At 63.2% G+C, this 23945-nt stretch carries 21 protein-coding genes and 1 tRNA gene; 5 read left to right on the top strand and 17 right to left on the bottom strand.

What is annotated here, in order from left to right:
- Positions 1 to 16: 16 nt before the first annotated feature.
- From WJ542_RS11445 to WJ542_RS11390, 12 genes are all read right to left on the bottom strand, one after another.
- Positions 17 to 1204 carry a CaiB/BaiF CoA transferase family protein gene (locus WJ542_RS11445; protein WP_411189399.1) on the bottom strand — a complete coding sequence of 396 codons (1188 nt, stop codon included), beginning with the start codon at positions 1202 to 1204 and terminating at the stop codon, positions 17 to 19.
- A gap of 93 nt (positions 1205 to 1297) precedes the next feature.
- Positions 1298 to 2104 (bottom strand): CoA-transferase subunit beta, encoded by an 807-nt coding sequence (locus WJ542_RS11440; RefSeq protein ID WP_411189398.1) that lies wholly within the window; start codon positions 2102 to 2104, stop codon positions 1298 to 1300.
- A complete protein-coding gene (locus WJ542_RS11435; RefSeq protein WP_411189397.1) occupies positions 2101 to 3000 on the bottom strand; it encodes a CoA transferase subunit A in 900 nt (299 codons plus the stop codon). The genes WJ542_RS11440 and WJ542_RS11435 overlap by 4 nt, the downstream gene beginning before the upstream one ends.
- 345 nt (positions 3001 to 3345) lie before the next feature.
- A complete protein-coding gene (locus WJ542_RS11430) occupies positions 3346 to 4404 on the bottom strand; it encodes a LacI family DNA-binding transcriptional regulator (RefSeq protein WP_411189396.1) in 1059 nt (352 codons plus the stop codon).
- 148 nt (positions 4405 to 4552) lie between these two features.
- Positions 4553 to 5983, bottom strand: a complete 1431-nt coding sequence (locus tag WJ542_RS11425) for an MFS transporter (protein WP_411189395.1) — start codon at positions 5981 to 5983, stop codon at positions 4553 to 4555.
- A 199-nt stretch (positions 5984 to 6182) separates the two neighbouring features.
- Positions 6183 to 6950 (bottom strand): SDR family NAD(P)-dependent oxidoreductase, encoded by a 768-nt coding sequence (locus tag WJ542_RS11420; protein ID WP_411189394.1) that lies wholly within the window; start codon positions 6948 to 6950, stop codon positions 6183 to 6185.
- A gap of 76 nt (positions 6951 to 7026) precedes the next feature.
- Complete coding sequence (locus WJ542_RS11415; protein ID WP_411189393.1) at positions 7027 to 8034, bottom strand: ABC transporter permease; 1008 nt, start codon at positions 8032 to 8034, stop codon at positions 7027 to 7029.
- On the bottom strand, positions 8031 to 8996 hold the full coding sequence (locus WJ542_RS11410; RefSeq protein WP_411189392.1) for an ABC transporter permease: 966 nt from the start codon (positions 8994 to 8996) through the stop codon (positions 8031 to 8033). The genes WJ542_RS11415 and WJ542_RS11410 overlap by 4 nt, the downstream gene beginning before the upstream one ends.
- Positions 8993 to 10552 (bottom strand): sugar ABC transporter ATP-binding protein, encoded by a 1560-nt coding sequence (locus WJ542_RS11405; RefSeq protein ID WP_411189391.1) that lies wholly within the window; start codon positions 10550 to 10552, stop codon positions 8993 to 8995. The genes WJ542_RS11410 and WJ542_RS11405 overlap by 4 nt, the downstream gene beginning before the upstream one ends.
- A gap of 7 nt (positions 10553 to 10559) precedes the next feature.
- The gene (locus WJ542_RS11400) at positions 10560 to 11564 is read right to left on the bottom strand and encodes a substrate-binding domain-containing protein (RefSeq protein ID WP_411189390.1); all 1005 of its coding nucleotides are present in this window, start codon (positions 11562 to 11564) and stop codon (positions 10560 to 10562) included.
- Positions 11565 to 11686: 122 nt separating this feature from the next.
- Positions 11687 to 12568, bottom strand: a complete 882-nt coding sequence (locus tag WJ542_RS11395; RefSeq protein ID WP_411189389.1) for an N-acyl homoserine lactonase family protein — start codon at positions 12566 to 12568, stop codon at positions 11687 to 11689.
- A 3-nt stretch (positions 12569 to 12571) separates the two neighbouring features.
- A complete protein-coding gene (locus WJ542_RS11390; protein WP_411189388.1) occupies positions 12572 to 13141 on the bottom strand; it encodes a hypothetical protein in 570 nt (189 codons plus the stop codon).
- A 564-nt stretch (positions 13142 to 13705) separates the two neighbouring features.
- On the opposite strand from WJ542_RS11390, the gene WJ542_RS11385 reads away from it, so the two are divergent.
- Genes WJ542_RS11385 through WJ542_RS11370 form a run of 4 tightly spaced genes read left to right on the top strand, consistent with a single transcriptional unit; the run spans position 13706 to position 18284 of the window.
- Positions 13706 to 15442, top strand: a complete 1737-nt coding sequence (locus WJ542_RS11385; RefSeq protein ID WP_411189387.1) for an acetolactate synthase catalytic subunit — start codon at positions 13706 to 13708, stop codon at positions 15440 to 15442.
- A 56-nt stretch (positions 15443 to 15498) separates the two neighbouring features.
- Entirely contained in the window at positions 15499 to 16503 is a 1005-nt protein-coding gene (locus WJ542_RS11380) for a dihydroxyacetone kinase subunit DhaK (protein WP_411189386.1), read from the top strand.
- Positions 16500 to 17105, top strand: coding sequence for a DAK2 domain-containing protein (locus tag WJ542_RS11375; RefSeq protein ID WP_411189385.1), 606 nt, complete (start codon positions 16500 to 16502; stop codon positions 17103 to 17105). Before WJ542_RS11380 ends, WJ542_RS11375 begins: the two co-directional genes overlap by 4 nt.
- 30 nt (positions 17106 to 17135) lie before the next feature.
- On the top strand, positions 17136 to 18284 hold the full coding sequence (locus WJ542_RS11370; protein ID WP_411189384.1) for a CaiB/BaiF CoA transferase family protein: 1149 nt from the start codon (positions 17136 to 17138) through the stop codon (positions 18282 to 18284).
- Positions 18285 to 18453: 169 nt separating this feature from the next.
- On the opposite strand, the gene WJ542_RS11365 is transcribed toward WJ542_RS11370, so the two are convergent.
- Positions 18454 to 18529 (bottom strand) — tRNA-Val (locus WJ542_RS11365).
- A gap of 79 nt (positions 18530 to 18608) precedes the next feature.
- On the opposite strand from WJ542_RS11365, the gene WJ542_RS11360 reads away from it, so the two are divergent.
- The gene (locus WJ542_RS11360) at positions 18609 to 19595 is read left to right on the top strand and encodes a tyrosine-type recombinase/integrase (RefSeq protein ID WP_411189383.1); all 987 of its coding nucleotides are present in this window, start codon (positions 18609 to 18611) and stop codon (positions 19593 to 19595) included.
- Positions 19596 to 19678: 83 nt separating this feature from the next.
- Here the strand turns inward: WJ542_RS11360 and WJ542_RS11355 are convergent, their stop codons facing one another.
- The 4 genes from WJ542_RS11355 to WJ542_RS11340 all read right to left on the bottom strand — a co-directional run bounded on the left by WJ542_RS11355 (position 19679) and on the right by WJ542_RS11340 (position 23850).
- Positions 19679 to 20113, bottom strand: coding sequence for a hypothetical protein (locus WJ542_RS11355; protein WP_411189382.1), 435 nt, complete (start codon positions 20111 to 20113; stop codon positions 19679 to 19681).
- Positions 20110 to 20796 (bottom strand): hypothetical protein, encoded by a 687-nt coding sequence (locus WJ542_RS11350; RefSeq protein WP_411189381.1) that lies wholly within the window; start codon positions 20794 to 20796, stop codon positions 20110 to 20112. Before WJ542_RS11350 ends, WJ542_RS11355 begins: the two co-directional genes overlap by 4 nt.
- Positions 20796 to 21236 (bottom strand): hypothetical protein, encoded by a 441-nt coding sequence (locus WJ542_RS11345; RefSeq protein WP_411189380.1) that lies wholly within the window; start codon positions 21234 to 21236, stop codon positions 20796 to 20798. The genes WJ542_RS11350 and WJ542_RS11345 overlap by 1 nt, the downstream gene beginning before the upstream one ends.
- 709 nt (positions 21237 to 21945) lie before the next feature.
- Positions 21946 to 23850, bottom strand: a complete 1905-nt coding sequence (locus tag WJ542_RS11340; protein WP_411189379.1) for a primase-helicase family protein — start codon at positions 23848 to 23850, stop codon at positions 21946 to 21948.
- Positions 23851 to 23945 lie beyond the last annotated feature (95 nt).

The following is a 23945-nucleotide window of genomic DNA, read 5'->3' as shown; positions in this document are numbered from 1 at the left end:
TCACACGCGTTTCGGCCTACACCACGCCTGCTTCGCGCAGCGCAGAGATTTCGTCCGGCGACAGGCCGAGCCAGCCGGACAGCACTTCGTCGACATGCTGCCCAAGCAGCGGCGGCGGCGCGAATGCGGGCGGGTGGTCGCCCACCCGTACCGCCTGCCCGTGCATCGGCACCGGGCCCGCTTTCGGATGCTCGACATCCACGATGTAGGCGGCCTCCCGCATCAGCGGGTCCGCCACAATGTCCGCGATGCTCGCGACTCTGGCGGCAGGCAGCTCCGCAGCATTCAGGCGGCGCGCCGCTTCCTCCGCGGGCAGGCTCGCAACCCATTCGGCAGCAATCGCCTCGACGGCTTCGACATTCGCGCGGCGCGCGGCAAGCGTCGAGAAGCGTGAATCGCCGAGTAGATCGGGGCGGCCGATCAATGCCGCGAAGCGTTTGAACATCGGCTCGCCGCCCGCGATCACGTGCACCCATTTGCCATCCGCCGCACGGAAGGTGTTCGAAGGCGCCGTATAGCGATCCCGGTTGCCCGTGCGCGTGAGCAGCGTGCCCTTGACCACATACTCGGGAATCGCGGTCATCAGCAGCGACGTGGCCGCGCCCATCAGGCTCGCGTCGACGAGTTGTCCTTCACCGGTCCGCCGCCGCTCTTCGATCGCAGCGAGAATGCCGACGCATGCATAGAGCGCAGTGCTGTAGTCCACCACGAAGGTACCCGCCATGGTCGGCGGTCCGTCGGGCGAACCGGTCAGGTCCATCAACCCGGAATTCGCCTGCGCGATGCCGTCGAAACACGGTTCGCCAGCGCGCGGACCGGATTGTCCATAGCCCGAGATGCGGGCCATCACGAGACGCGGATTGAGCGCATGCAGGTCGTCCCACCCACACCCCATCTTCTCCATCGTGCCGGGGCGAAAGTTTTCGATCAGCACATCGGCTTCGCACGCCAGACGTCGAAGCAGGTCCTGTGCAGCCGGGTTCCGAAAGTCCAGGGTAATGCCCCGCTTGTTGCGATTGAACATCAGGAAATAAACGCTCTCGCCCTCGATATTCGGCTCGAGCGCACGGCTGTCGTCTCCTTGTCGCGGACGCTCGACCTTCACCACGTCCGCGCCCAGATCGCCCAGCACACTGGCGCAATGCGGCCCGGCGATAAAGCGCGAAAGATCGAGCACCTTGAGTTCCGAGAGCGGTTGCGACATGGGTTCTCCGTCCTGTTGGCTGCCCTGCTCCACGCGTGGCAGCGGTCGTTTGCGATAGCCCTGCACGTGCGCGCACGCACGCATGCGGGCTGCTCAGGCGCGCAGCAGCGCGTGCCCGGGATCGATTTGCGAACGTATGACCTCAAGCTGTTCGCTCGATGGCTCAGGCGTCACGGTCAGATCGGAGGACGCCTCCACCTCGAAACCCATCAGCGCGCGAACCTCGTCGCGCGTCACGCCGGGATGCAGCGAGCGCAGCCGCATCGCACCGCCTGCACCCGAGAAATCGAACACTGCCTTGTCGGTAACGCACAACTGCGGACCCGGTCCGGGAAGCGCGTAGTACTTGCGACGCACGCCATTGCGCTGATGTCCGAAACTCGTCACGTAGTCCACCGCTTCGACGAATGTGCGCCGTCCCAGGTCGGCGACGATGATCGGTTTGCGCACGAATGCGAGGTGCTCGGGCTGTGCGAGACAGCCAATCAGCCGTTTGTGCAACGCGCCCGCTTCGTCGTCGATGCGCGTGATATTCAGGTTGCCGAAACGATCGATCTGCGCCGCCGATTCGAACGATACGTCGAAGCGGCCGCGGCCGAGCATGTCGATCTTCTGCGACGTTTCGGTGAGCTGTGCCGCGCAAGGCCAGCGCGTGAACGCGTCCTGCTGCCAGACCGCCGGCATCCTCCCGAGATCGGGACCGAGCAGATTGCCCCAGTAGAGCGACGCATGCGGCGCATGATCGAGCTGTGCAAGACGCGTGGCGGCGACAGGAATGCCGACTGCGAGCGTGAAAGGCCGCCCTGCCGTGCCAACGCCGACGAACACGAGATCGTCGTCACTGATCTCGCGGGCGATCACGCACGCCATCAGTTCGTTGATGGTGAAAGTCGGGCTCATCGCGGCTCCGCGTGCACAGCGAGCCGGCCGGTCAGCGCCTCGACGCCGCCACATTGCGCGAGATAACCGTCATGCGAGTGTGCGCCGAACACATAGCGCTGCAGATAGTCGCGCGCGCCGGCGTCGCCCGAGCACTGGTCGACGTAGTCGCGCAGATGCGCTTCGTCCTCGTCGTGAATCGTGTCGCATGCGAGAGGATGCGCGCCGAAAGGCGTCTCGACTACGGCCTCGACCCATTCGGCCGGGATGTAGGTGAGATTGGGCGTTGCCCGGACGGCGTCATGCGAGACGATGCGCTCGACCGTCACGATCAGGCGGCGCGATCCGCGCGCGATGATCTGGTCGATGTCATCAGCATCACGTGCGACAGGCCATTGCACGTTGCCAAAGCAATCGGCCGCATAGCCGTGAATGATGGTGAAATCCGCGTCGATGGCGCGCACTGCTGCATACGGCTCGCCGGTAAACGGGCACGCGAACTCGGTGACGATCGAGTTGTCCTGACGTGCCATGTCGGTGCCGAGGATCGCTTTCACAGGCATGAAGCTCGTGCCGTGAGCAGCGGCAAGAAAGCGGGCCACGATCGAGGATTCCGGGAAATCGCGGACTTCCACCTCCCCCGACTCCACCGCGCGGCGGAAATTCGGTGCGAGCCCGTGCCAGAACATGCCGACATAGGCGCCCTCGAAGCGCCTGAGCAGACGGGCAGCGGCAAGCATGTCGACAGAGAAACCGGTCGCGAAGGCGTACACCGTGAGCTCGCCGATCCTCTGACGGATCAGTTCGCGCACCGCTGCATTCGGCTGACGACGCATGATGTTGCCGCCCAGCGCAATGCTGCTGCCTCCAGGAATACGGGCGATGGCCTCCGACAGGCGTACCAGTTTGTCTCGCATGCTTGCTCTTGATAAGCCGCTTCTTTCCGCGCATCGAAAAAATCCTCGAATGCGTCTTTTCCTGCGAAAGAAACGTTTTTATTAACGTTGAAGCCGACTATAGAAACGTTTTTATTTTGTGTCAAGAAAGGGTTTGCGCGCAGGGCCGTGGATCCTTATCCAATCGGCTGCACGGGTGTGCATGCCCTGTTCGAGGCGCGCCGATCTCGCACGACGGCTTCGATTCGTTTTGGCGAAAGCTCGCGTGAAAGACGCGCGCGACGACGCACCCATCGTTCGACGGATCGTTACGCCGGGAGAAAATGGAGGATTGGGACTGGCGGCTGTTGCCGCGAGCGCAGCGTGTCAGCCCGCCTTGACCCGGGTGCGTTTTTTGAGCGCCGGCCCGGTCGAGCCGCGTACGACGAGGCGCATCGGGAACAGCACCTGTTTGGCCTTCTTGCGGTTGTTCTTGATCCGGTCCATCAGCAGTGTGGCGGCCGCCGCGCCCATTTCGCGCCGCTGCAGCGCGATGGTCGTGAGATTGATCGGCGCGTACGAGGCCAGTTCGATATCGTCGAGGCCGATGATGGACAGTTGTTCTGGAATGGCGATCCTGGCTTCGTGCGCTGCATTCATCACGCCGATCGCACTCATGTCGTTCGCGGCGAGAATGGCGGTGGGCGGATTGCGCAGGGCGAAAAATTCTTTCGCGGCGCGATACCCGCCCTCCACGTGATAGTTGCCCTGCACGATGAGGCTCGGATCGTCGTCGATGTGCAACCGCTCGACCGACTGCTGGAACGCGACCATCCGCTCGTCGGCCGTGCTCGACTCTGAAGGACCGCGTATCAGACCGATACGCGTGTGACCGAGCTTGACGAGGTGCTCGACAGCGGCGGAAATGCCCTCGTTGTTGTCGGCTCCCACATAGTCGTCCTGATGCTTGCGCGAGCGGCGCTGCAGGAACACGAACGGCGTGCCGGAATCCAGCAGTTCGCGAACGAGAGGCGGTTCGCTGTACTGCGAGAGCAGAACGAGACCGTCCACGCGACGATCGAGCAGCACCTTCATCTGCGTGATCTGCTTCTCCAGCACGCCGTCGGTGTTGCACACCAGCAGACTGCACGACTCGCGGTCCGCGACATCTTCTACGCCGCGCAGAAAATCGGGCGATGAAGGATTCGACACGTCCGCGAGCAGCACGCCGAGTGTGAACGTGCGCTGCATCCGCAACGCGCGGGCCACCACCGATACGCGATATCCCATGCGGTCGGCGATCTCCTGGATCCGCACGCGGGTGGATTCCTTGACGATTTCCTTGCCGGCCAGCGCGTTCGATACGGTCGACAACGCGACACCGGCTTCACGCGCGACATCGTGGATCGAAACCTTGGGCTTTGCGGGACTGTTCTTTTTGGTCACGGGACGTTCCGACCTGCCGTGCGACGCACGGTCTCACGGGTAATTGCAGATGCGGCTATTGTACTCAATCGTCCAGCACGAAAAAAACGTTTTCGTTCGGGCGGGAACCGGAGCCCGCGGGTTTGCCCCGCGGTTGCCCTGCGGTTACCTAGTCCCGGCCACGAATGCGCGTGAGGTCCGCGTGGCGTGTCTCCGGTGCGATGAACGCGCACATCCCGCCGACCAGCACACAGGCAATGGTGGTCGCCGCAAGCGGCCACGGGTCGCCATGCGACCACACGAGCAGGCCTGCGGACGCCATCGGCCAGAGACCGATCACGATGCTCGGCACCTGAGCGGCCAGCGAGATTCCCGTGTAGCGGACCCGGGTGCCGAACAGCTCCGAGAAGAAGCTGGGCTCCACCGCATACGTCGCCCCCACGCCCAGCGTATAAGCGAGGAAGTACATCACATACACCATCGGGATGTTGCCGATGCGCAGCGCCCAGAAGAACGGGAAGATGGTGATCACGCCCGCGGCCGTGCCGAGCATGAACGTCCAGCGCCGGCCGATGCGGTCGGACAGCCGTCCGAAGAAGAAGAACGCGTAGATACCGCCCGCCGCCGCCAGCGTGCCCGCCCAGAGGATGTGCACGTCGGGTGTCTTCGTGTAGTGCGTCGCGTAGGCAAGGCCGACGGTAAGCGTCATGTAGCCGAATACGCCTTCGCCGAGTCGCATGCCCATGGCCAGCAGCAGCGGCTTGAAGAAGCGCACGAACACGACGGAAATCGGCAGCTTCGACGCGTCGTCGACGATCTGCGCGGCGGTGCTGCCGTCGTCATGCGCATCCCGCTTCGCTTCGATCTGGCGCCTTGCTGCCTCGAAGGCGGGTGTTTCGGTCAGCCGCATCCGGATGAAGAGACCCACCACCACGAGCGCGATGCTGAGCAGGAACGGCACACGCCAGCCCCACGCCATCAGGTCGTCATGCGACATGCGCGCGACGACGGCGAACACGCCGGTCGCCATGACGAGACCAATCGCGTTGCCAACCTGCGGCACGCTTCCGTAGGTGCCGCGCTTGCCTTCGGGCGCGAACTCGACCGCGACCAGCGACGCGCCGCCCCATTCTCCGCCCACGCCGAAGCCTTGCAGCAGGCGCAGTATCACCAGCAGGATCGGCGCCCAGATGCCGATCGACTGCGTGGTTGGCAGACAGCCGATCAGGAAGGTGGCGATACCCATCATCATGAAAGTGATGACGAGTGCCTTCTTGCGGCCCAGCCGGTCGCCGATATCGCCAAAGACGATGCCGCCAAGCGGACGCACGACGAAGCCGACGCCGAGAATCGCGAACGACTTGATCGCACCCATCATCGGAGAATTGCCCGGGAAAAACAGGCTGCCGAATACCAGCGTCGAAGCCGTGGCGAAGATGAAGTAGTCGTACCACTCGACCGCCGTACCGACCAGACTCGCGAACACGGCGCGCCGCAGCAGTGCCGCGCGCTCCCTCCCGGACATCGACAACGCGCTCGCCTCCCGCGATTGGTCCATCTCGCCGGTCGCGAGACTCATCGACGTACTGCCTGACTTCATCACGTCTTCCTCCTGTTATCCGGGCGGTGGCGGCTCGACATCGCGCATGCCCCGAAGCGCGGCCTGTAACCGGCCAGCCAGAGCGCCGCCACCCATGATCGGCTTCAATATTTCACCAAAGCCAATGTACCAATAAAAACGTTTCTATAGCAGGGTTTTCTCGTCTTCCCTGGGTAAATACCGAGCGCCTCGCATGCCGCTACGCATGCCACAGACGCGCCGACACCCCACCGTCCACCAGCAGCGTGGTGCCGTTCACGAACGAAGCGTCTTCGCTGGCGAGAAACGCAATCGCGCTCGCCACTTCATCGGGCTGACCCAGACGACCGAGCGGCTGAAACGTTCGCATGCGGTCGAGCGCCTGATCGGGATCGGCGACCGTATCGAGCCAGTTCTGCAGCATCGACGTGTGGATCACGCCGGGCGCCACCGCATTCACGCGAATACCGTGCGCGGCGAGCTCGACTGCTGCGCTGCGCGTGAAGCCCGACAAGCCCGCCTTCGAGGTGGCGTAGGCGGTGAAATCGCCGATCGTCGCACCCGCGTGAAACGAGGACACGTTCACGACCGACGGCACGGCGCTCTTCAGCAGATGAGGATGCGCGGCCCTCAGGAACAGCCATGACGAGCGCAGGTTGACCGACTGCACGCGCTCCCACTCGTCGACGGTCATGTCGACGAGTGATCGCAGCAGCGAAATGCCGCCGTTGTTGACGACCGTATCGAGCGAGCCGAAGCGGTCGATGGCCAGTTGCACCGCTGTGGCCGCCGTTGTCTCCTGCGCGATGTCGCCCTGCAGAAACACCGTCTGCTCGCCGAGTTCGTCCGCCAGTGCGCGGCCCGACTGCGCGACATCGACCAGCACCACGCGGTGTCCGTCCCGCACGAAGCGGCGCGCGGTAGCAGCGCCAATGCCGTTCGCCGCGCCCGTCACGATCGCGGTCCTTGCCTTTTCGTTCCTGTTCACGACTCGTCCATCCATTGTCCGGTGAAGTTGGGGCGACGACAGCCGCCGGCTGGCAGCGATCCTGCCGCGGCGACGTTCAGGTTGTCTTGCGGCTGTACGCCAGTACCGCGAGCAGCAGGATCACGCCTTTGACTGCAGGTTGAACGAGCGCCGAGATGCCGACGAGATTCATCGTGTTGTCCACCAGCGCAAGAATCAGCACGCCGATGAAGCCCGCAACCAGGTTGCCCTGGCCTCCTGTCAGGCTGACGCCGCCGACCGAGATCGCGGCGATCGAATCGAGCGGCAGCCACACGCCGGTATGAGGATCGCCGTAGCCTACGCGCATCGCGAACAGCAGCCCCGCCGCCGCGGCGATGGTCGAGCCGGTGGCATAGGCCGCGAGGCTCACCTGCTCGACCGGAATGCCCGCGAGGCGTGCGGCACGGCGGTTGCCGCCGATCGCGAACGTGAAGCTGCCGGTCGCGGTACGCAGATACAGCGAGCCGAGACCGAGCACTGCAAGCGCGGCCCAGAACGCCAGAGGCAGGCCAGCAAGCTTCTCGCTGTAGAAGTCGAGCATGGCGTGGGGAATGTGGCGTCCACCGGCCGACGTGTCGACCGTGCCGCCATGGCTCCACAGCTTGGCGACCGAGTAGCCGATCTGCATCGTGCCGAGCGTTACGACGAACGCAGGTAGGCGCACGAAGGTGACGAGCAGTCCGTTCACGAGACCGAACACGCAGCCCGACAGCAATGCCGCGAAACAGGCGAACACGGGCCCCGCGTCCAGTGCGCTCACGAACACCACGCTCGACAGCGCGATCACCGCGCCGACGCTCAGATCGATGCCCCCGGTCGCGATCACAAAGAACTGCGCGGTGACGAGCACCAGCAGGATCGACTCCTGCTGGACGACGTCGAGCAGGTTGGACGGCCGCAGCAGAATGCCGCCCGACGCGAGCGTGCCGATCAGCACGACGCCGGCGAGAATGCATGCGAGCCGCAGCGTCGCGCCATGCGCGCCGAGCGGTGCGGCCCAGGCGCGCGTCGCGCCTGCGGTGCGACCGGAGCCCGCGCCGGTGTTGGCGTTGGAAGTCGTCATGCGTGCACCCTGCCCTTGAAGCGGAACTGGTTGAACTGGCTCAATGCCAACGCCAGCAGAACGATGGTGCCCTTCACCGCGCCCTGCAGATCCGGCGTGAGGCCCGAGAGATTGATCGCGCTGTCGAGCACGCCGAGCAGCAGCACACCCGCAACGAGCCCCGACACGCGGCCCACGCCGCCGAACAAGCTGGCGCCACCGATGATGACCGCCGAGATGCTGACCAGCTCGTAGCCGGTGCCCGCGAGCGGATGACCCGTACCCATCCGCGACGCCATCAGCACGCCGCCGAGGCCGCCCGCCAGGCCCGACAGGCCGTACACGACCAGCTTCACGCGCACGATGCGCAAACCCGTCAGTCGCGCGTTTTCCTCATGCCCGCCTACGGCGTAGATCGCGCGTCCGAGCGGCCAGCCGGCGAGGAATGCTGCCATGGCCAGCGCACACAGCAGGAAGAACAGGAACGAAACCGGTACGTCGAACAGACGCAGACTCGCCAGCGACATCAGGGTGGCGTCGCCCAATGGCACCGGCTGCGCGCCCGTCACGGTCAACGACAGGCCGCGCGCAAGACTCATGGTGCCGAGCGTGGCCACGAACGGCGGGATGCGCGTGAACGACACGATGAGACCGTTGAGCACGCCCACCGCGATGCCGACCGCCGCGGCAGCCGCGATTCCCGCCGGGTAACCCAGCGATGCGCTGACCATCGCGCACGCCACTGCACCAAGGCCGATCACGGACCCTTGCGACAGGTCGATGCCGCCTGTGACCACCGCGCAGAACTGACCGAGCGCGATCAGTCCGATCACCGAGTACTGGAAAGCAATCGCCGAAAGATTGAAGCGCGACAGAAACGGCGGCTCGAACCAGGCTGCACATGCAACCAGCACGACGAGCGCGATCAGCGTGCCGTGCTCGCCCAGTCCGCGCAGCCTCGCGAGAAAAGATGGCGGGTTCATGCAATGGCTCCCTGTTCCGTTGTCGGCGGACGGCGGCCCTCGGTGGTCTGGAAGGCCAGTGCCATCACCACCTCCTCGGTCGCTTCGTCCGCACTCAATTCGCCGGCGATCCGCCCCTTCGCCATCACATAGATGCGATCCGATTGCGACAGCACTTCGGGCAGGTCCGACGAGATCAGCAGCACGCCGAGCCCGTTCGCCGCCAGTCCGCGAATCATGTCGTAGATCTCGCTGCGCGCCCCGACGTCCACTCCTCGCGTGGGTTCGTCGAGAATCAGGAACCGGACGCCCGCCGCCAGCCAGCGGCCCAGCACGACTTTCTGCTGGTTGCCGCCGCTCAGTCTCGCAACGAGCGCCGCCGGATTGCGCGGCTTGACCGCCGTTGCGGTCATGCTCGCGCTCACCTCGCGTCCCACACGCGACCAGTGCACGAGACCCGCGCGCGCGACCTTGCGCACCAGCGTATAGCCGACGTTCTCGCCGATGCTGCGGGTCAGCACGAGGCCGTCGAGCTTGCGGTCCTCGGGGACCATGCCAATGCCGAGGCGCACCGCGTCGAAGGGCGTGCGCGGTGCGATCTCGCGGCCGGCCAGCCGGATCGTTCCCTGCGTTGCGACGTCAGCCCCGAAGATCAGGCGAGCCACTTCCGTGCGGCCCGCACCGACGAGACCCGCCATGCCGACGATCTCCCCTTCGCGCACCTGAAGCGACACGTCCTTCACGGCCACGCCGTCGCCCAGATGACTCACTTCGAGCAGCACCGGCGCATCGACTTTCGCGACGCCACGTTCGGTGCGGACCACGTCGCGGCCCACCATGTCGCGCACGAGGCGGTCGTGGCTGTAGTCCGCGATCGGCCCGGAGCTCGCGACGATGCCATCGCGCAATACCGTGACCCGGTCTCCGATCTCGAAGATCTCTTCCATGTGATGCGAAATGAAGATGATCGCGATGCCGCGCTCGCGCATGCGCCGTATCAGCTCGAACAGCGCACGCGTCTCGGCCCCGGTGAAGACGGCGGTCGGTTCGTCGAGAATCAGTACCCGGCAATCGTTGGTGAGCGACTTCGCGATCGCGATCATCTGCTGCTGTGCGATCCCGAGTTCCCTGACCGGCCGCTCGAGGTTCGCGCTCACGTGCATCGAATCGAGAATTTCCTGCGCGCGCGCCCGCATCTTTCGACGGTCGATCAACCCGAACCTGCGTTGCGGCGCGCGGCCCAACAGGATGTTCTCCGCGCCGCTCAGGTTCGGAATCAGATCCAGCTCCTGGTAGATCGTCGCGATGCCGAGTTCGCGCGCCGCGGCGGGTGTCAGGCGCGCGAAGTTCGAACCTCGCGCGCGCAGATCGGCCCCGTCGAACACGATCTCGCCCGAATCGGCGTGATGCGCACCCGACAGGATCCGGATCAAGGTCGACTTGCCCGCGCCGTTCTCCCCCATCAGGCAATGCACCTCCCCCGGATTGAAATCGCAGGAGACGCCCTTGAGCACCTTGACCGGCCCATAGGCTTTGCTGACGTCGCGCAACGACAGGACGGGTGTGATCGTATTCATGCCGGACTCAGAACTTCAGGCCCTTCGCCTGGATCGATTTCAGATACGCGAGCGCCTGGTCCTTCTTGTCGGCGTCGAACACCTGGATCTGCAGCCCTTGCTCCGGCTGCACCTTCTGCCCGGCCAGCAGCTTCTTTACGTTGTCGACCACGTCCTGACCGAAGTAAGGCGGCGTCTGCGTCTCGCGTGCGATTTCGCCGCGCGTGACGGCTTCGATCGCCTGGATCTGGCCGCCCTCGCCGACGATGTTGCCCAGCAGTTCGGTACGCCCCGCGGCCTTGATCACCTGGATCGCGCCCATCGTCTCGTCGCTGTAGTCCGACCAGACCACGTCGATCGAGCCCTTCGGATAGCGTTGCAGCAGATCCTGCATCGCCTTGATGCCGCCTTCCTTGGTGAACTGCGCATTCGGCGAAGCAATGACCTTGATGTCCGGATAGTTCTTCATCACCGAATCCCAGCCCGCGCGCGCATCGGCCACGGTCGACGCACCCGGAATGCCTGCGAGACGCACGACGTTGCCCTTCGGCTTGCCATATTTGGCCTTAAGCAGTTCGACCGTCTTTTCGGCGAGCAGCTTGCCGGACGCCGCATGACTCTGCACGATCGCGACCTTGTACTCGCCCGTGCCCGGCGCGACCGACAGCTTCCGGTCGATGACGATCATCGGCACGCCCGCGTCGTTCGCCATCTGCACGGCGGGCGCCAGCGCGACCGATTCGATCGGCGAAACAACGATCACGCTCGGCGACTGCGCGAGCAGATTCTGGATGTCGGACAACTGCTTGGCCGGGTCGTTGTCCGCCGACGTGCTGATCAGCTTCCAGCCCGCGGCCTTCACGTGCTCCTGCATGTCGCGCTGACAGGTCTCCTTCCAGTCGTTGCTCAGGTCCGATAGCGCGAACGCAACCGTTACAGGCTTGTCCGCGAACGCAGGCGCGCTCGCACCGATCATCCAGCACATACCGGCTGCCGACAGCAGCGCCGTTGCCCATCTCCTGCTCGATACCATCTCCGTCTCCGTTTTCGGGGTTATAGGTGTGCCGTCATCGCCGGTTCCCCGCTGGTTTCCGGCTTGTTTGCATCGGCACACTGCGATGTGGCGAATCTCCGCGGCGTGTGGCGCCGAAGGGACTACGCCGTGGTCAAGCTGCTCTCTCCGTCGCCGAGCGCGATCTCGAATACCCGCAAACCTTCGCGCGTCGTGCGACACGGGAATTTCGTTCCCAGACGGTCTTCATGGACCGGCACGACGCGGCGCGGATCACCGCCCGCGAGCCGCACCATCTGGTCGATCGAAAACAGGATCTCGGTGTGACTGCCGACGGCGAGACCGATCGGCAGGTATTCGGGATCGGACGCATCGCGTCCGACCAGATTCTCGAAGCAGTACACGTTGTCGCCGGCGAAAATCCAGTTGTCGTCGCTGTCGCGCCTGCCGTCGTTTCGCACGCGGACGAACATCGAGCCCCACGTATGGGTGTCGAATGCCGCATGCAGATCGATGCCGGACAGCACGTCCTCCACGTCGCCGTTCACGCATTTCAGCCGGCCCTGGCGGGCGAGATCCACCGCCCGGAGGATGTCGGCCGGATCGGTCGCGCTCATCAGGAAGCGGAAGCGCCGGTCGAGCGCCATCGCCCACACCCATTTCGACAGTTCGCGCTCCTGAATGTAGAACGTGGCGTTCGGGAACGCTTCGATGCCGCCCATATGGTCGTAATGCGCATGCGTGAGGAACACGTGCGTCACGTCCTCGGGCGTGACGCCGCATTCGGCGAGCACGGTTGCGGGCGAGCGCCAGTTGACGATGTCGAACTCCTCGGCAAGCACGGCGCCATAATCCTTGCGATTGAAACCCACGTCGATCATGGCCACCACGCCGGAGCCCTTGATGAGCACATAGGCGAACGGGATCCGTCGCGTGCCCTCGTTGTGCGCCGCGTAGATCTGCACGCTGACTGGAACCGCTTCGATATAGCTGTATTCCAGCACCCAGATCGAATACCTCGACATCGCTCAGTCTCCCTTTGCGAAACGCGCGTGACACGCACAGGATTCGGAAACGGACACGAGTTCGAGACCGGGAAGACACCCCGCCGCGAACCGCAATTCCTGCAGCGTGTTCTGCAGGCGCCCATAGATCTGGGCGAGGTCCTGCGTCGGCTGGGCCACTCGTGCCGAACCCGCGGCGCGGATGGACGACAGCGCTGCCCGCAGCGCTTCGGCCGCATCGGACAGGTGAAGATGTCCGTGCCTGCCCCCAGCCGGCACTGCAAGCTCCGACAGGCGCTCGCGAACTTCGCGCTCGCTCTGTTCCACCACGGCGAGCATCGGATGGGCGGTGGCGCCGGAGCTGCCGCTAGCGACCAGCACCAGGATGGCCGCGGTCTGGGACGCGGCGTCGCGCAGCAGTTCGAAGGTGGACTGGACGCGCAGGAGATACGCGATCAAGGCATCGTTGAGCGTGACATCGTGCTCAGGGGCATAGCTCCCAGCGCAATGCTCTCCATGTGCCTTCGTATTCGCGGCGGCATGACGCTCCAGACCGTCTGGCATCTCCTGGAGAAACGGATGTTCCGCAGACATCATTGGCACTCCACATCGTATGCATGACAACCTTGTCTCTCGAACGAGTCGCAGGCGATCACTGTCTCCGTAGCCGCGCGCTTCGAACCCCGCGTGCGACCTCCTCTTTTCGCGCAATTCCGGTGGCTGTCGATCACGAAAGTGAAAGCGAGCCTCGACCGTCGATGCAATCTAGCATAAAAACGTTATTATAGAAACGTTTTTATTTTCGGGTGTTCCCTGGGAATCAGCCCGTGCCGGGCTGTCCGGCAGGACCTGAGGCCTCGCGTCCCGGATCGATGTCACAGGCGCTCCCGACAACGCCCGACATATCAGTAGTTACCCTGAAATAAAAACGTTTTTATAATAACGTTTTTATGATAGATTGAACTGGTGACCCGTCTGCTGCCGACGCACCGCACGACTGTGCCGATGCGAACGCGTGGCGGGTTAGGGAGCGGGTCTGCAGACGAGCGGACCGGCACCGGTTCAACCTCATCGTGCAAACACGCTTCGCATTGCTGCCGCGCACCGTGCGGGCGCATCTCATGCAGACATCGCGAAGCCATCATGGAGAAAGACTTGATGCAGTCCAATCAGGCGGAAGTCGACGCGCTTCAGAAGAAGACCGTGGCGCAGGTATTTGCTGCGGCGCTCAAGCGTCATGGGGTCGAGGTCATATTCGGCCAGGCCATTCCGGCGGCGTTGTTCCTCGCGACGCCCGAGTACGGGATTCGCCAGGTCGGCTACCGCACCGAAAACGCAGGCTCCTACATGGCGGACGCCTATGCCCGCCTCACCCACAAGGTACCGGTCGTGACCGCGCAGAACGGGCCGGCCGCCACGCTGCTGGTGGCAGGGCTCGCGGAAGCGTACAAGGCGTCCATACCGGTCGTGGCGATCGTGCAGGACGTCCATCGCAAGCAGACCGACAAGAACGCGTTCCAGGAGCTCGATCATCTCGATCTGTTCAAGGGCGCCGCCAAGTGGGTGCGCCGCGTGACCGAAGCCGACCGGGTGGACGACTATGTCGACATGGCCTTCACGGCTGCTGCGTCCGGCCGTCCCGGGCCGGCCGTGCTGATCGTCCCCATCGATCTGTTCGTCGAGCCGGCGCAGGTCACCGCGCGCACGCATGCGAGCAACCTCGGCAGCTTCCCGCTCGATCGCAGCGTGGCCGCGCCCGACATGATCGAAGCCGCCGCGGACCTGCTGGCCAATGCCCGCGCGCCGCTCGTCATCGCGGGCGGCGGCGTGCATACGTCGGATGCCGCGGCGGAACTCGCCCGGCTCCAGGAGACGGCTTCGCTGCCGGTCGCGACGACCGCGATGGGCAAGGGTGCCGTCGACGAAACCCATCCGCTTTCGGTGGGCGTGGTGGGCTACTTCATGGGGACGCGCGGCCGTACGCGTCACCTGCGCCCGCTGGTCGAAGACGCGGACGTCATCGTGCTGGTGGGCAACCGCACCAACCAGAACGGCACCGATAGCTGGAGCCTGTATCCGGCCAACGCGCGCTACATCCACATCGATATCGACGGTCAGGAAATTGGTCGCAACTACGACGCGTTGCGGCTCGTCGGCGATGCACGGCTGTGTCTCGCCGCATTGACGGACGCGCTGGCACGGCGCGATCTCGCGAAACGCACGGAGCAGCGCGACGCGCTCGCCAGCACGATCGCCGACGGGCACGCGAAATGGCAGGCTGACATGCGCACGGCGGTCGATCTCGACGCGACGCCGGTTCGCCCGGAGCGGCTGATGGCCGATCTCGACAGCATCCTGACGCCAGAGACCGTCGTCGTGGCCGATGCGAGCTACTCGTCGATCTGGGTCGCGAATTTCCTGACCGCGCGCGGCGTGGGCACGCGCTTCGTCACGCCTCGCGGCCTCGCCGGCCTCGGCTGGGGCCTGCCGTTCGCGCTCGGCGCGAAGATGGCGCGCCCGGGTTCCCCGGTGTTCGCGCTGGTCGGCGACGGCGGCTTCGCTCACGTGTGGTCGGAACTGGAAACGGCGAAGCGTTCCGGACTCAATCTCGTGCTGGTGGTGCTGAACAACCAGATTCTCGGCTACGAAAAGCACGCCGAGAAAGTCTTCTTCAACGACTACTCGAACGCCTGCGATTTCGAACCGGTGGATCACGCCGCGATTGCGCGCGCGTGCGGTTGCGAGGGTATACGCGTCGAGCGTCCGGACGAGTTCCTGCCCGCGCTGAAGACCGCGTTCGCCACCAACGGCGTCACGGTGATCGACGTGGTGACCGACCAGACTGCGTATCCGCCGGTCACCGTTTTCGAAGAGCGGGCCGCCCTGCGCTACTGATCAATCGAAGCGTCATGGCGGCAGGCAATGCCGCCGCGACGCGGAGGAGACACTACGTGAAGAAACTCCTGAACCGCCCGGACGCGTATGCGGACGAGGCACTCGCCGGCCTGTGCGCCGCTCACCCCGGCATCTATCGCCAGCTCGGCGAAACGGGGCGTGTGATCGCGCGCGCGAAGCCGACGCGCGCCGGAAAGGTCGGCGTCGTGTCGGGCGGAGGTTCCGGTCATCTGCCCACTTTCACCGGCTACGTCGGCGAGGGGCTGCTCGATGCCTGCTCGGTCGGCAACGTGTTCGCCGGTCCGGCCGTGCACGACTGCATGACCGCCGCCACGGCCGCCAGTGGCGGGAAAGGCGTCCTGTTCCTGTACGGCAACTACGGCGGCGACAAGATGAACTTCAACATGGCCGCCGAGATGCTGGAACTCGAAGGCATCGCCACGAAAACCGTGCTGATCGCGGACGACGTCGGCAGCGCCCCGCGAGCCGAGCGCGAGAAGCGCCGCGGTGTCGCGGGCCTGATCTATCCGTACAAGGTGGCCGGCGCCGCGGCCGAACTCGAGAGCGCCACGCTGGAAAGCGTCGCCGCGATCGCGCAGAAGGCCGCGGACGCAACGGTGACGATCGGCGTGGCGCTGACCCCTTGCACCGTGCCCGAGGCCGGAGAACCGACCTTTTCGATCGGCGACGGCGAAATGGAGCTCGGCATGGGCATTCACGGCGAACCGGGCATCCAGCGCGGACCGATGATGAGCGCGGACGCCGCCGCCGACACGATGCTCGGGCAGCTGCTCGACGACAGCAGCATCGGCAAGGGCGAGCGCGTTTCGGTGCTGGTGAACTCGCTCGGCGCGACGCCGCTCGAGGAGCTCTACATCCTCTATCGCCGCGTCGCCTCGAGGCTGGACGAACGAGGCATCGAAATCGTGCTGCCGCGCGTGGGCCGCTACGCGACTTCGATGGAGATGACCGGCGCTTCCCTCTCGTTGTGCCGGCTCGACAGCGAACTGGAAACGCTGCTGCGCGCGCCAGCCGTCTGTCCTTACTGGAGTGCCGTATGACCCCGATGACCACCGAAGAGATCGCGGCCGCGCTGCTGCGCTGCGCCGACCAGGTGGACAGCTTCGCGCCCGAACTGAACCGCCTCGACGCCCAGCTCGGCGATGGCGATCTCGGCGCGACGCTGCAGAAGTGCGCGGTCCAGATCAGGTCCGCGCTGGCGACGCCCGCCGGCTCGCCCGACGAACTGTTCCGCCAATGCGCGCTTGCCTGTACCCGCGCCTCGGGTTCGAGCTTTGGTACATTGCTGGGTGTCGCGTTCATTGCGTGTGCGAAGCAGACCGCCGGTCAGACGGCGCTCGCGCCCAATGCGCTGCCCGCGCTCCTCAAGAGCGTGCTCGACGCGTTGATCGCGCGCGGCGGCGCGGCGCTCGGCGACAAGACCGTGCTCGATCCGCTCGCCGCCGTCCAGACCGCGATCACGGGCCACGCCGATCGGGCCAGCCAGTACCGGGCCGCGGTCGACGCGGTCGACGCGACACTGGCAACCTATCGCGGCAAGCCCAACCGGATCGGACGTGCGCGGATGTTCGCCGAGCGCTCGATCGGACTCGACGATCCGGGCATGGTGGCATTCCGATGCCTGTTGCACGCGATCGCATAGACAAAATCAACTATCCCGGAGACATCAGGAATGGCAGGCGCGCTGGAAGGCATCAAGGTACTCGATCTCTCGCGTTACATCGCTGGTCCCATGTGCGCGATGCAGCTGGCGGACATGGGCGCCGACGTGATCAAGGTGGAACGCACGGGCAAAGGCGAAGACACGCGGCAAAATCTGCCGCAGATAAATGGCGAGAGTCTCTATTTCATGACGTTCAACCGCAACAAGCGGAGCGTCGCGCTGGACTTTCGCAATCCCAAAGATCAGGAAACGCTGCGCCAGCTCGCGAGCAAAGCCGATGTGCTGATCGAAAATTTTCGGCCCGGTACCATGGAAAAGATGGGATGCGGCTGGGACACGCTGCAAGCGCTGAACCCACGGCTCGTGATGGTGCGGATCTCCGGATTCGGACAGACTGGTCCGCTCGCCAGGCGTGCCTGCTTCGACGCAATCGCGCAGGCCATGAGCGGGCTGATGAGCATGACAGGTCAGTCGGATGGACCGCCTACGCTGGCGGGTACGTTCATGGTGGACTACACCTCCGCGCTCTATGCGACCATCGGTACGCTTAGCGCCCTGCACAGCCGCCAGACTTCCGGAAAGGGACAACTCGTCGAGGCCACGCTGCTCGAAAGTGCAGCGAGCCTGCTGCTTACCGCGATCCCGCAGCAGAAGCAGCTCGATAACACGATGTCCCGTTGCGGCAACCTCGATCGCTACACCGCTCCGGTCAACAGCTACCAGACGTCGGACGGCCGATGGGTGTATCTCGCGGCCGGCACCGATGCGCTTTTTCCGCGACTGGTGAGCGCAATGAAGCAGCCGGGGCTGCTCGACGACGAGCGCTTTGCCACGGCGCATGCACGGCTCGCCAACGGCCTTGCCATCGACGCGGTGGTGGCCGAATGGGTCAAGGGCAGGACTGCCGATGCGGTGGTCGAAGCCATGGACGCGGCGGCCGTGCCGTGCGCCAAGGTCGCAACGATCGACGAAGTCGTCCAGAATCCGCAGTTGCAGGCGCGCGGCCAGATCGTCGACATCGATCACCCTGTCGCCGGGCGCTATACGACGCACGGCGTGACGGTGAAGCTTTCCGACACGCCGGGTTCGGTACGGCGACCACCACCGACCGTTGGGCAGCACAATGAAGAAGTGCTGCGCGAATGGGGCGTGAATTGAGTGCCCTGGTTTGGGCGACGTGTCTCTGACAGCGGGAAAGCGGGGGATGATTGGACGTTTCTGGACCGTCCGCGAAAAACAAAAAAACCGCAAAGCCAATGGCCGTGCGGGTTTCAGGGACTACAACCTACTTTTTCAGACTGCGCTGGACAACTGCAGATCACGAAACTGGTGGGTGCTGAGAGGCTCGAACTCCCGACCTACGCCTTGTAAGGGCGCCGCTCTACCAACTGAGCTAAGCACCCGTTTCCCTTATGAAACGGGCTTCCGCCGCATTTTTGCGCTCCGTCTCTGCGTCCGTAGGACTCGACGAAGGACGCAATCATGCCAACGATCAGCAAACGTGTCAACCAAGCTGGCGAAGTCTCGTATCAAGCGAAGTGCCGCCGCAAAGGCTTCCCCATCCTATCGAAAACGTTTTTGGACAAGAAAGAGGCTATCAAGTGGGCACGCGGCATCGAGCGCTCATGGGATACAGGCGAAGGTCTCGCCGCAGCCAAGCAGGAGTCGGTGAACGAATCGACCGTGGCCGACATACTAATAATGTACGACACGCGCTGCGTACCGGCGCACCGGAGCGCGGATGACGAACACCGGCGCATCGCCGCCCTGCTCAAGCACCCGTTCAGCCGCGTGCGGGCGGCGGACCTGACGCCCGATGTCCTCGCGAACTACCGGGACGAGCGGCTAAGGGCGGTCAAGCCGGGAACGGTCCTCAAGGAACTGAACATTATCCGGGCGGCGCTCAACCGGGCGCGTCTCGAATTCGGGATCAGCGTGCCGGACGTTCGCATCACCCGCCCGCGAGCGCCTGCCGCGCGTGATCGGGTACTCAAGCCGGAAGAAGAGATTTTGCTGCTGGCGGCGGCACACGACTCCGGCAACATATATCTGGCAGCGGCAATCGAGTTCGCGCTGGCGACCGCGATGCGACAAGGCGAAATTCTGGCCCTTTGCCGCAAGGATATTGACTGGGATCGGCGCGTGGCACGGTTGCACATGACGAAGAACGGAGCGCCGCGCGATGTGCCACTGTCCTCGAAGGCTATATGTATATTGCGCGCGCTGCCGGAAGGGACGGAGCGCATGTTCGCGTTGGGCGACATCACGCACAACTTCATCCGGGCCGTCCGCCGCGCCAAGATACCGCACATCACGTTTCACGACCTGCGACATACAGCTTGCACGCGATTGGCTCGCGACGGGCTGACTACGGCACAACTGCGCGTCGTATCCGGTCACAAGACGCTCGCCATGCTGCAACGCTATGTCAACCTGTCTGCGGACGATCTTGTGGCGGTGCTTGGGTAATTTCTCGCACAACCCGCGCCTCTGAACGGCGTTCGCCCTGTTGATGGGCGCGGGTGAGACTTGAGAAGGGACGCGGGCGGGACTCAGTTGTGCCCCGCTCCCATCGAAACGAGCTTGAGGAAGAACGCCATGCCGCGCCATGCCCGCTCGTCCTGCTCCTTGGCCTTCTTCGCGCGGGCTGCTTCACGCTTGGCGACGGCTTCCGGGTGCGATGATCGTTCGGCGCGGTGCGTGCTGAAAAGGTCGCGCGGATCGTCGCTCAACAGCGGTGCGTGATTGAGGCGCTTACCGCCTTCGATCTTGCCGCGCGATGTGGGTCGTTCCTGTGCGGGCGCTTCCGTCACTTCCGGTTCGCTGGTGATGATTTCTGCGTCGCGCCACTTGCGCTGGTCGATTCCGGTGGTGCTGCTGCCCGATGACTCGAAACCGTCCCAGAACGTGGCTGCGGGCTTCTCGCTGACTTGTTCGGTATCCTTGGTTTCTGGCGCTTTCGATGGGCGCTTGGATCGTAGGCTCATTTCTTTGGCTCCTGTTTAGGCGTGGCGGATTCCTTCCCACGCAGCTTTGACCGAAACGCCATGGCTTCGGGCGTGCCGGGATCGGGCCATAGCTTCGGCGCTTGCTCTTCGCCGCGTGACCACGAGAAGGCCCATGCGAACACTTCTCCGATGACGGATATGTCGTCTTCGCTCAGGCTCGCGGACCATGCAGCCCAGCCGCGCCACTCCGGGAACCACGCGCAGAATGTCGCGCCATCCGCTCCGAAGGGGCCGATGGCACTGCTGTCTTCGACCGTGACGAACTCGCCTTGATCGTCTGCGATGCTGTCGAAGACTTCGATGGACTGGCCGCAGATAAGACTCTTGTACAGAAATGCGATGACCCAATCGCCCCAAAACTCGCGCGCTTTGACTAGCTGATCGAGCCATTCCGCGCTCGCGCCTTTCGTGCTGATATAGATGATGCTGTGCTCTTCGTATGGGTGGTTTTCGTAGAGCCGAGTCCAGCCCATCGGATCGAACTGGCGAAGCACTCCTGTTCGGCAACGCTCGTTCTCCGGTAGCTTTCGCTCGTCGCCATAGCACGCATAGAATGAAGTCCAATCACGCTGCTCTGGCGACTGCTCCGCGACGAACGCGCGATTGGCGACGCGCCGACCGTGCGTGTCGAGCAGCCGTTGATAGGTCGCGCGGTCGATCATTAGTGGACCTTCGACGCTGCGCCCGGTGCGGACGGCGTCATCCTGAGCACGTCTTCGACCGTCAGACCGCCGCGACGCGTGTTGCCGTCCTTATCGACAGTCACGATGCCGAGCAGGACGTTCAAGCGGTCGATGGCGCCGAGCTTGACGTTGCCTTTCTCACTGGGATTTTCGACCAAGCGGAGAAGGTGAACGATGGCCGCGTTCGCGCTCCACGCTTTCTGAGGGTCCAGCTTCGCGGTCTCTTGCTCGATCAGGTGAAGCACATACGGGTCGGTTTCTGCGTTTCGAATCCACTGCTCAACCTGATCGGGATCGACGCCCACGCGTAACGCCGCTTCTTGCTTGGTGCAGCCGCGCCACACGATTTGCTCGATGTACGTGCTGTAGATGCGTCGCAATTCGGCGCTGATGTTGTCTTTGATCGGATCGTAGATCATGGCGTTGGCTAGGCATTCGATGTCCTGCTCGCGATTCTCCGTGTGTCTGGTGTCGATGGCTACGTGTTCTGGTGTCGTGGGCGTAGAGGCGTAGAGGCGTTCGAACTTGCTTCGGGTAGGTCGATGTGGGCCGGGTCGCTCGACGGGCGTAGGACACGGATTTAGGCCGGATGCACCCGTTTAACGGTCGGGTATCGGGTCGGCGTTTGCGTCCGGTCGCCTTCGATTTCGCCGCGCCAGTCCCGGATGCGTCCCCGCCCTTCATCACACCTTGTTCCGCTTGTGGGAGAACGCCGAATAAAGGCGTCGTGCGTTTGAGCGTCCGCTGGCGCGCCTTCGGCGCTGGACTTCGCCGCGCCATGCAAGTGGGAAAAAGACTAACAGATTAACGCCTAAATTTACGGTAAATCTGGCATAGGGCCGCGCCCTGCTTGGACTCTAGGTGTTTAGGATTAACAGATTAACAAAATCTAAACTTATCTCGGCTGCATATTTTTCTCTTACCGGATATGCAATTTTGTTAATCTGTTTATCCGGCCGACCGAAAAACGCCTATAACACGTTGATTTCAAACAACTTATCACTAGATTAAGACCTAATCCTGTTTTCTTAATCTAGATCGCCAAAACACACAAAAACAGGTCGAAATACAGCATTTTTGCCGAATTTCGACCCGTTAACATCAAACCTACAACAATCGTCAGCAGGTTCAAAACTTCTTCGGCGCAACTCCGATAGCAGAAACGCCCTCCGTCGAGCACCACCACGCCTCCAGCTCCCTCACGAACTTCTCACCAAGCGCCCGCTTTTCCTTCATCGTCAGATCATTGCCGAAGCGCTCAGGCAAGTAGTACAAGGCAGTCTGCACACGAATCGCGCCCTTCGACTGATCGGCAATCTTCGGAGCCTTTCCGACCCATTGCGCCTTCCCATCGGGCGGCATCAGCTTTTGATAGCCAGCATTCGACATGAGCCGTTCCATGTATCCGTTCTTCCGCTTCGATACATGGATGCGCTCGCCCTCGCCATCATCATCGTAGGACGCTTGCGTATTCAAAATCTGCTGCCCCGCCACGATAGCCGGCCAATCCGCACGACTTACCACGGACGGGTCGCAAGGGTACTTCTCATCGTTAAACTCGACATGCTGCGGCCAATCACGATCAGCAGTCGGATCGAAGTCAGGCATAAAGCCCATCAAATCCATCCCGCGCTCCTTCATCCACCGCCACCGACCAAACGTGACCGTGATTTCACTCAAGGCTGACTCAAGCGCGTGCGGCATCTCGTGCCCCTTCCGATACTCGTCATACTCCGCCATCAGCGCGGCAGGCAAGTTATGCGGATCGAACTTGGAGATATCCCGTTCCAACAGGAAGTGCGTGAAGCCGTCCCCATACCCTTCCTTACGCAACTCTTCGAACTCGACCGTATCGAAATCTCGCCCAAGCACATCGGCAAAGACGCCGCGCATATACTCTTTCACCTGCTCTTTCGTCACGTGCGACGAGCAAATAAAGAATCGGCGGTCGTCTGGGTCGCGCGGAATCTGCTGCTCATAGTTCGTCGCGATCAAGATGCGGTGAATATTCGCCACCTGCGCCAGATTCCGGTTCTTCGCATTCACGCTCAACGAGCGGTCCCCCGCGATCCACGATTTCAGGTTGTTCTTAATCTCCATGTAGTTCTTGTCGGACCGCTCAACGTGGAACTCATCAATGAAGACAATAGGCTTCAGCAAGAATTCATTGAACGGACCGCAAGCGGTGCCAGTATTGATGCTCGAAACCTTGTCCTGCCGCGCGAAGGTGTACTTGAAGAAGTCGATGATTGCGCCTTTGCCGATGCCTTGGCCGCCGCCGAACACGATGCAGGTCTTCGGCTTCACGAGGGGCTGCTGATACGCGTGCGCCATCCAATCGAGAATATGCGCGGCGCGGCCCGGATAGATGAACTCTAGCCACTTCTCCACGACTTCGCCAATCTTCAAATACTCCGCGCCGGGTGACGGCGGTAGGACCAGTTCCTTATATTGATTCAAGCACCGCTCGCCGTTATCGTTCGTGTAAACGCGCGAGCGGTACGGGTCCATCGTCAGATTGTGAATCTCGAAATCCTCGCACGACAGGTGCGAGCGCGAAGGCGGCACGAGCACGGGCTTATTCGATTTCATGACCACAACCCCTCGCCCGTCCCGCTCCTTCTCCCAGTGCCGTTTCGGGATGCGCTCGTCCATGATCTGCGCCTTATACGCGCGGAACGGGTTGTCCTTGTGGAAGTAAACAGCGGTCGTCTGCCCCATGCCAGCCATCCAATACCAATCTTCCGGCAGGCTTTCAATTCGGTTCACGCCAGAGTACGCGCCTGCTGCTTGCTCCTGCTGCTGGCGCTTCGCGATAATGTCCGTGGCCGCGCCTTGTTCGATGACGGAGCGGGCTTGCTTCACGGCCGCATCCAACGCCCAACGCGCCTCTCCTTCCGCCGCGCCGGACATAATCTCGCTTGTATTCGCGTCGAGTTCGGATACGGTCTTGAACCGCTCAACGAACTGCGCGGCGAGCGCATCCTTGGCTACGTGTTTCGTTGCGTACTGTGTTTCGCCAATGGTCAACATAATAATAAGTAATCCGAATCTAATGGACGATTGCGGACGATAAAGGCGCGTATAATTTCTCTTGCCTTCTCTGCGTCCGTCCGGGATACAGAATT

It is taken from the genome of Paraburkholderia yinzeri (assembly GCF_046581065.1).
Lineage (GTDB): Bacteria > Pseudomonadota > Gammaproteobacteria > Burkholderiales > Burkholderiaceae > Paraburkholderia.
Note: the sequence above shows the minus strand (reverse complement) of the source record. Positions and strands in the feature narration are given on the sequence as shown.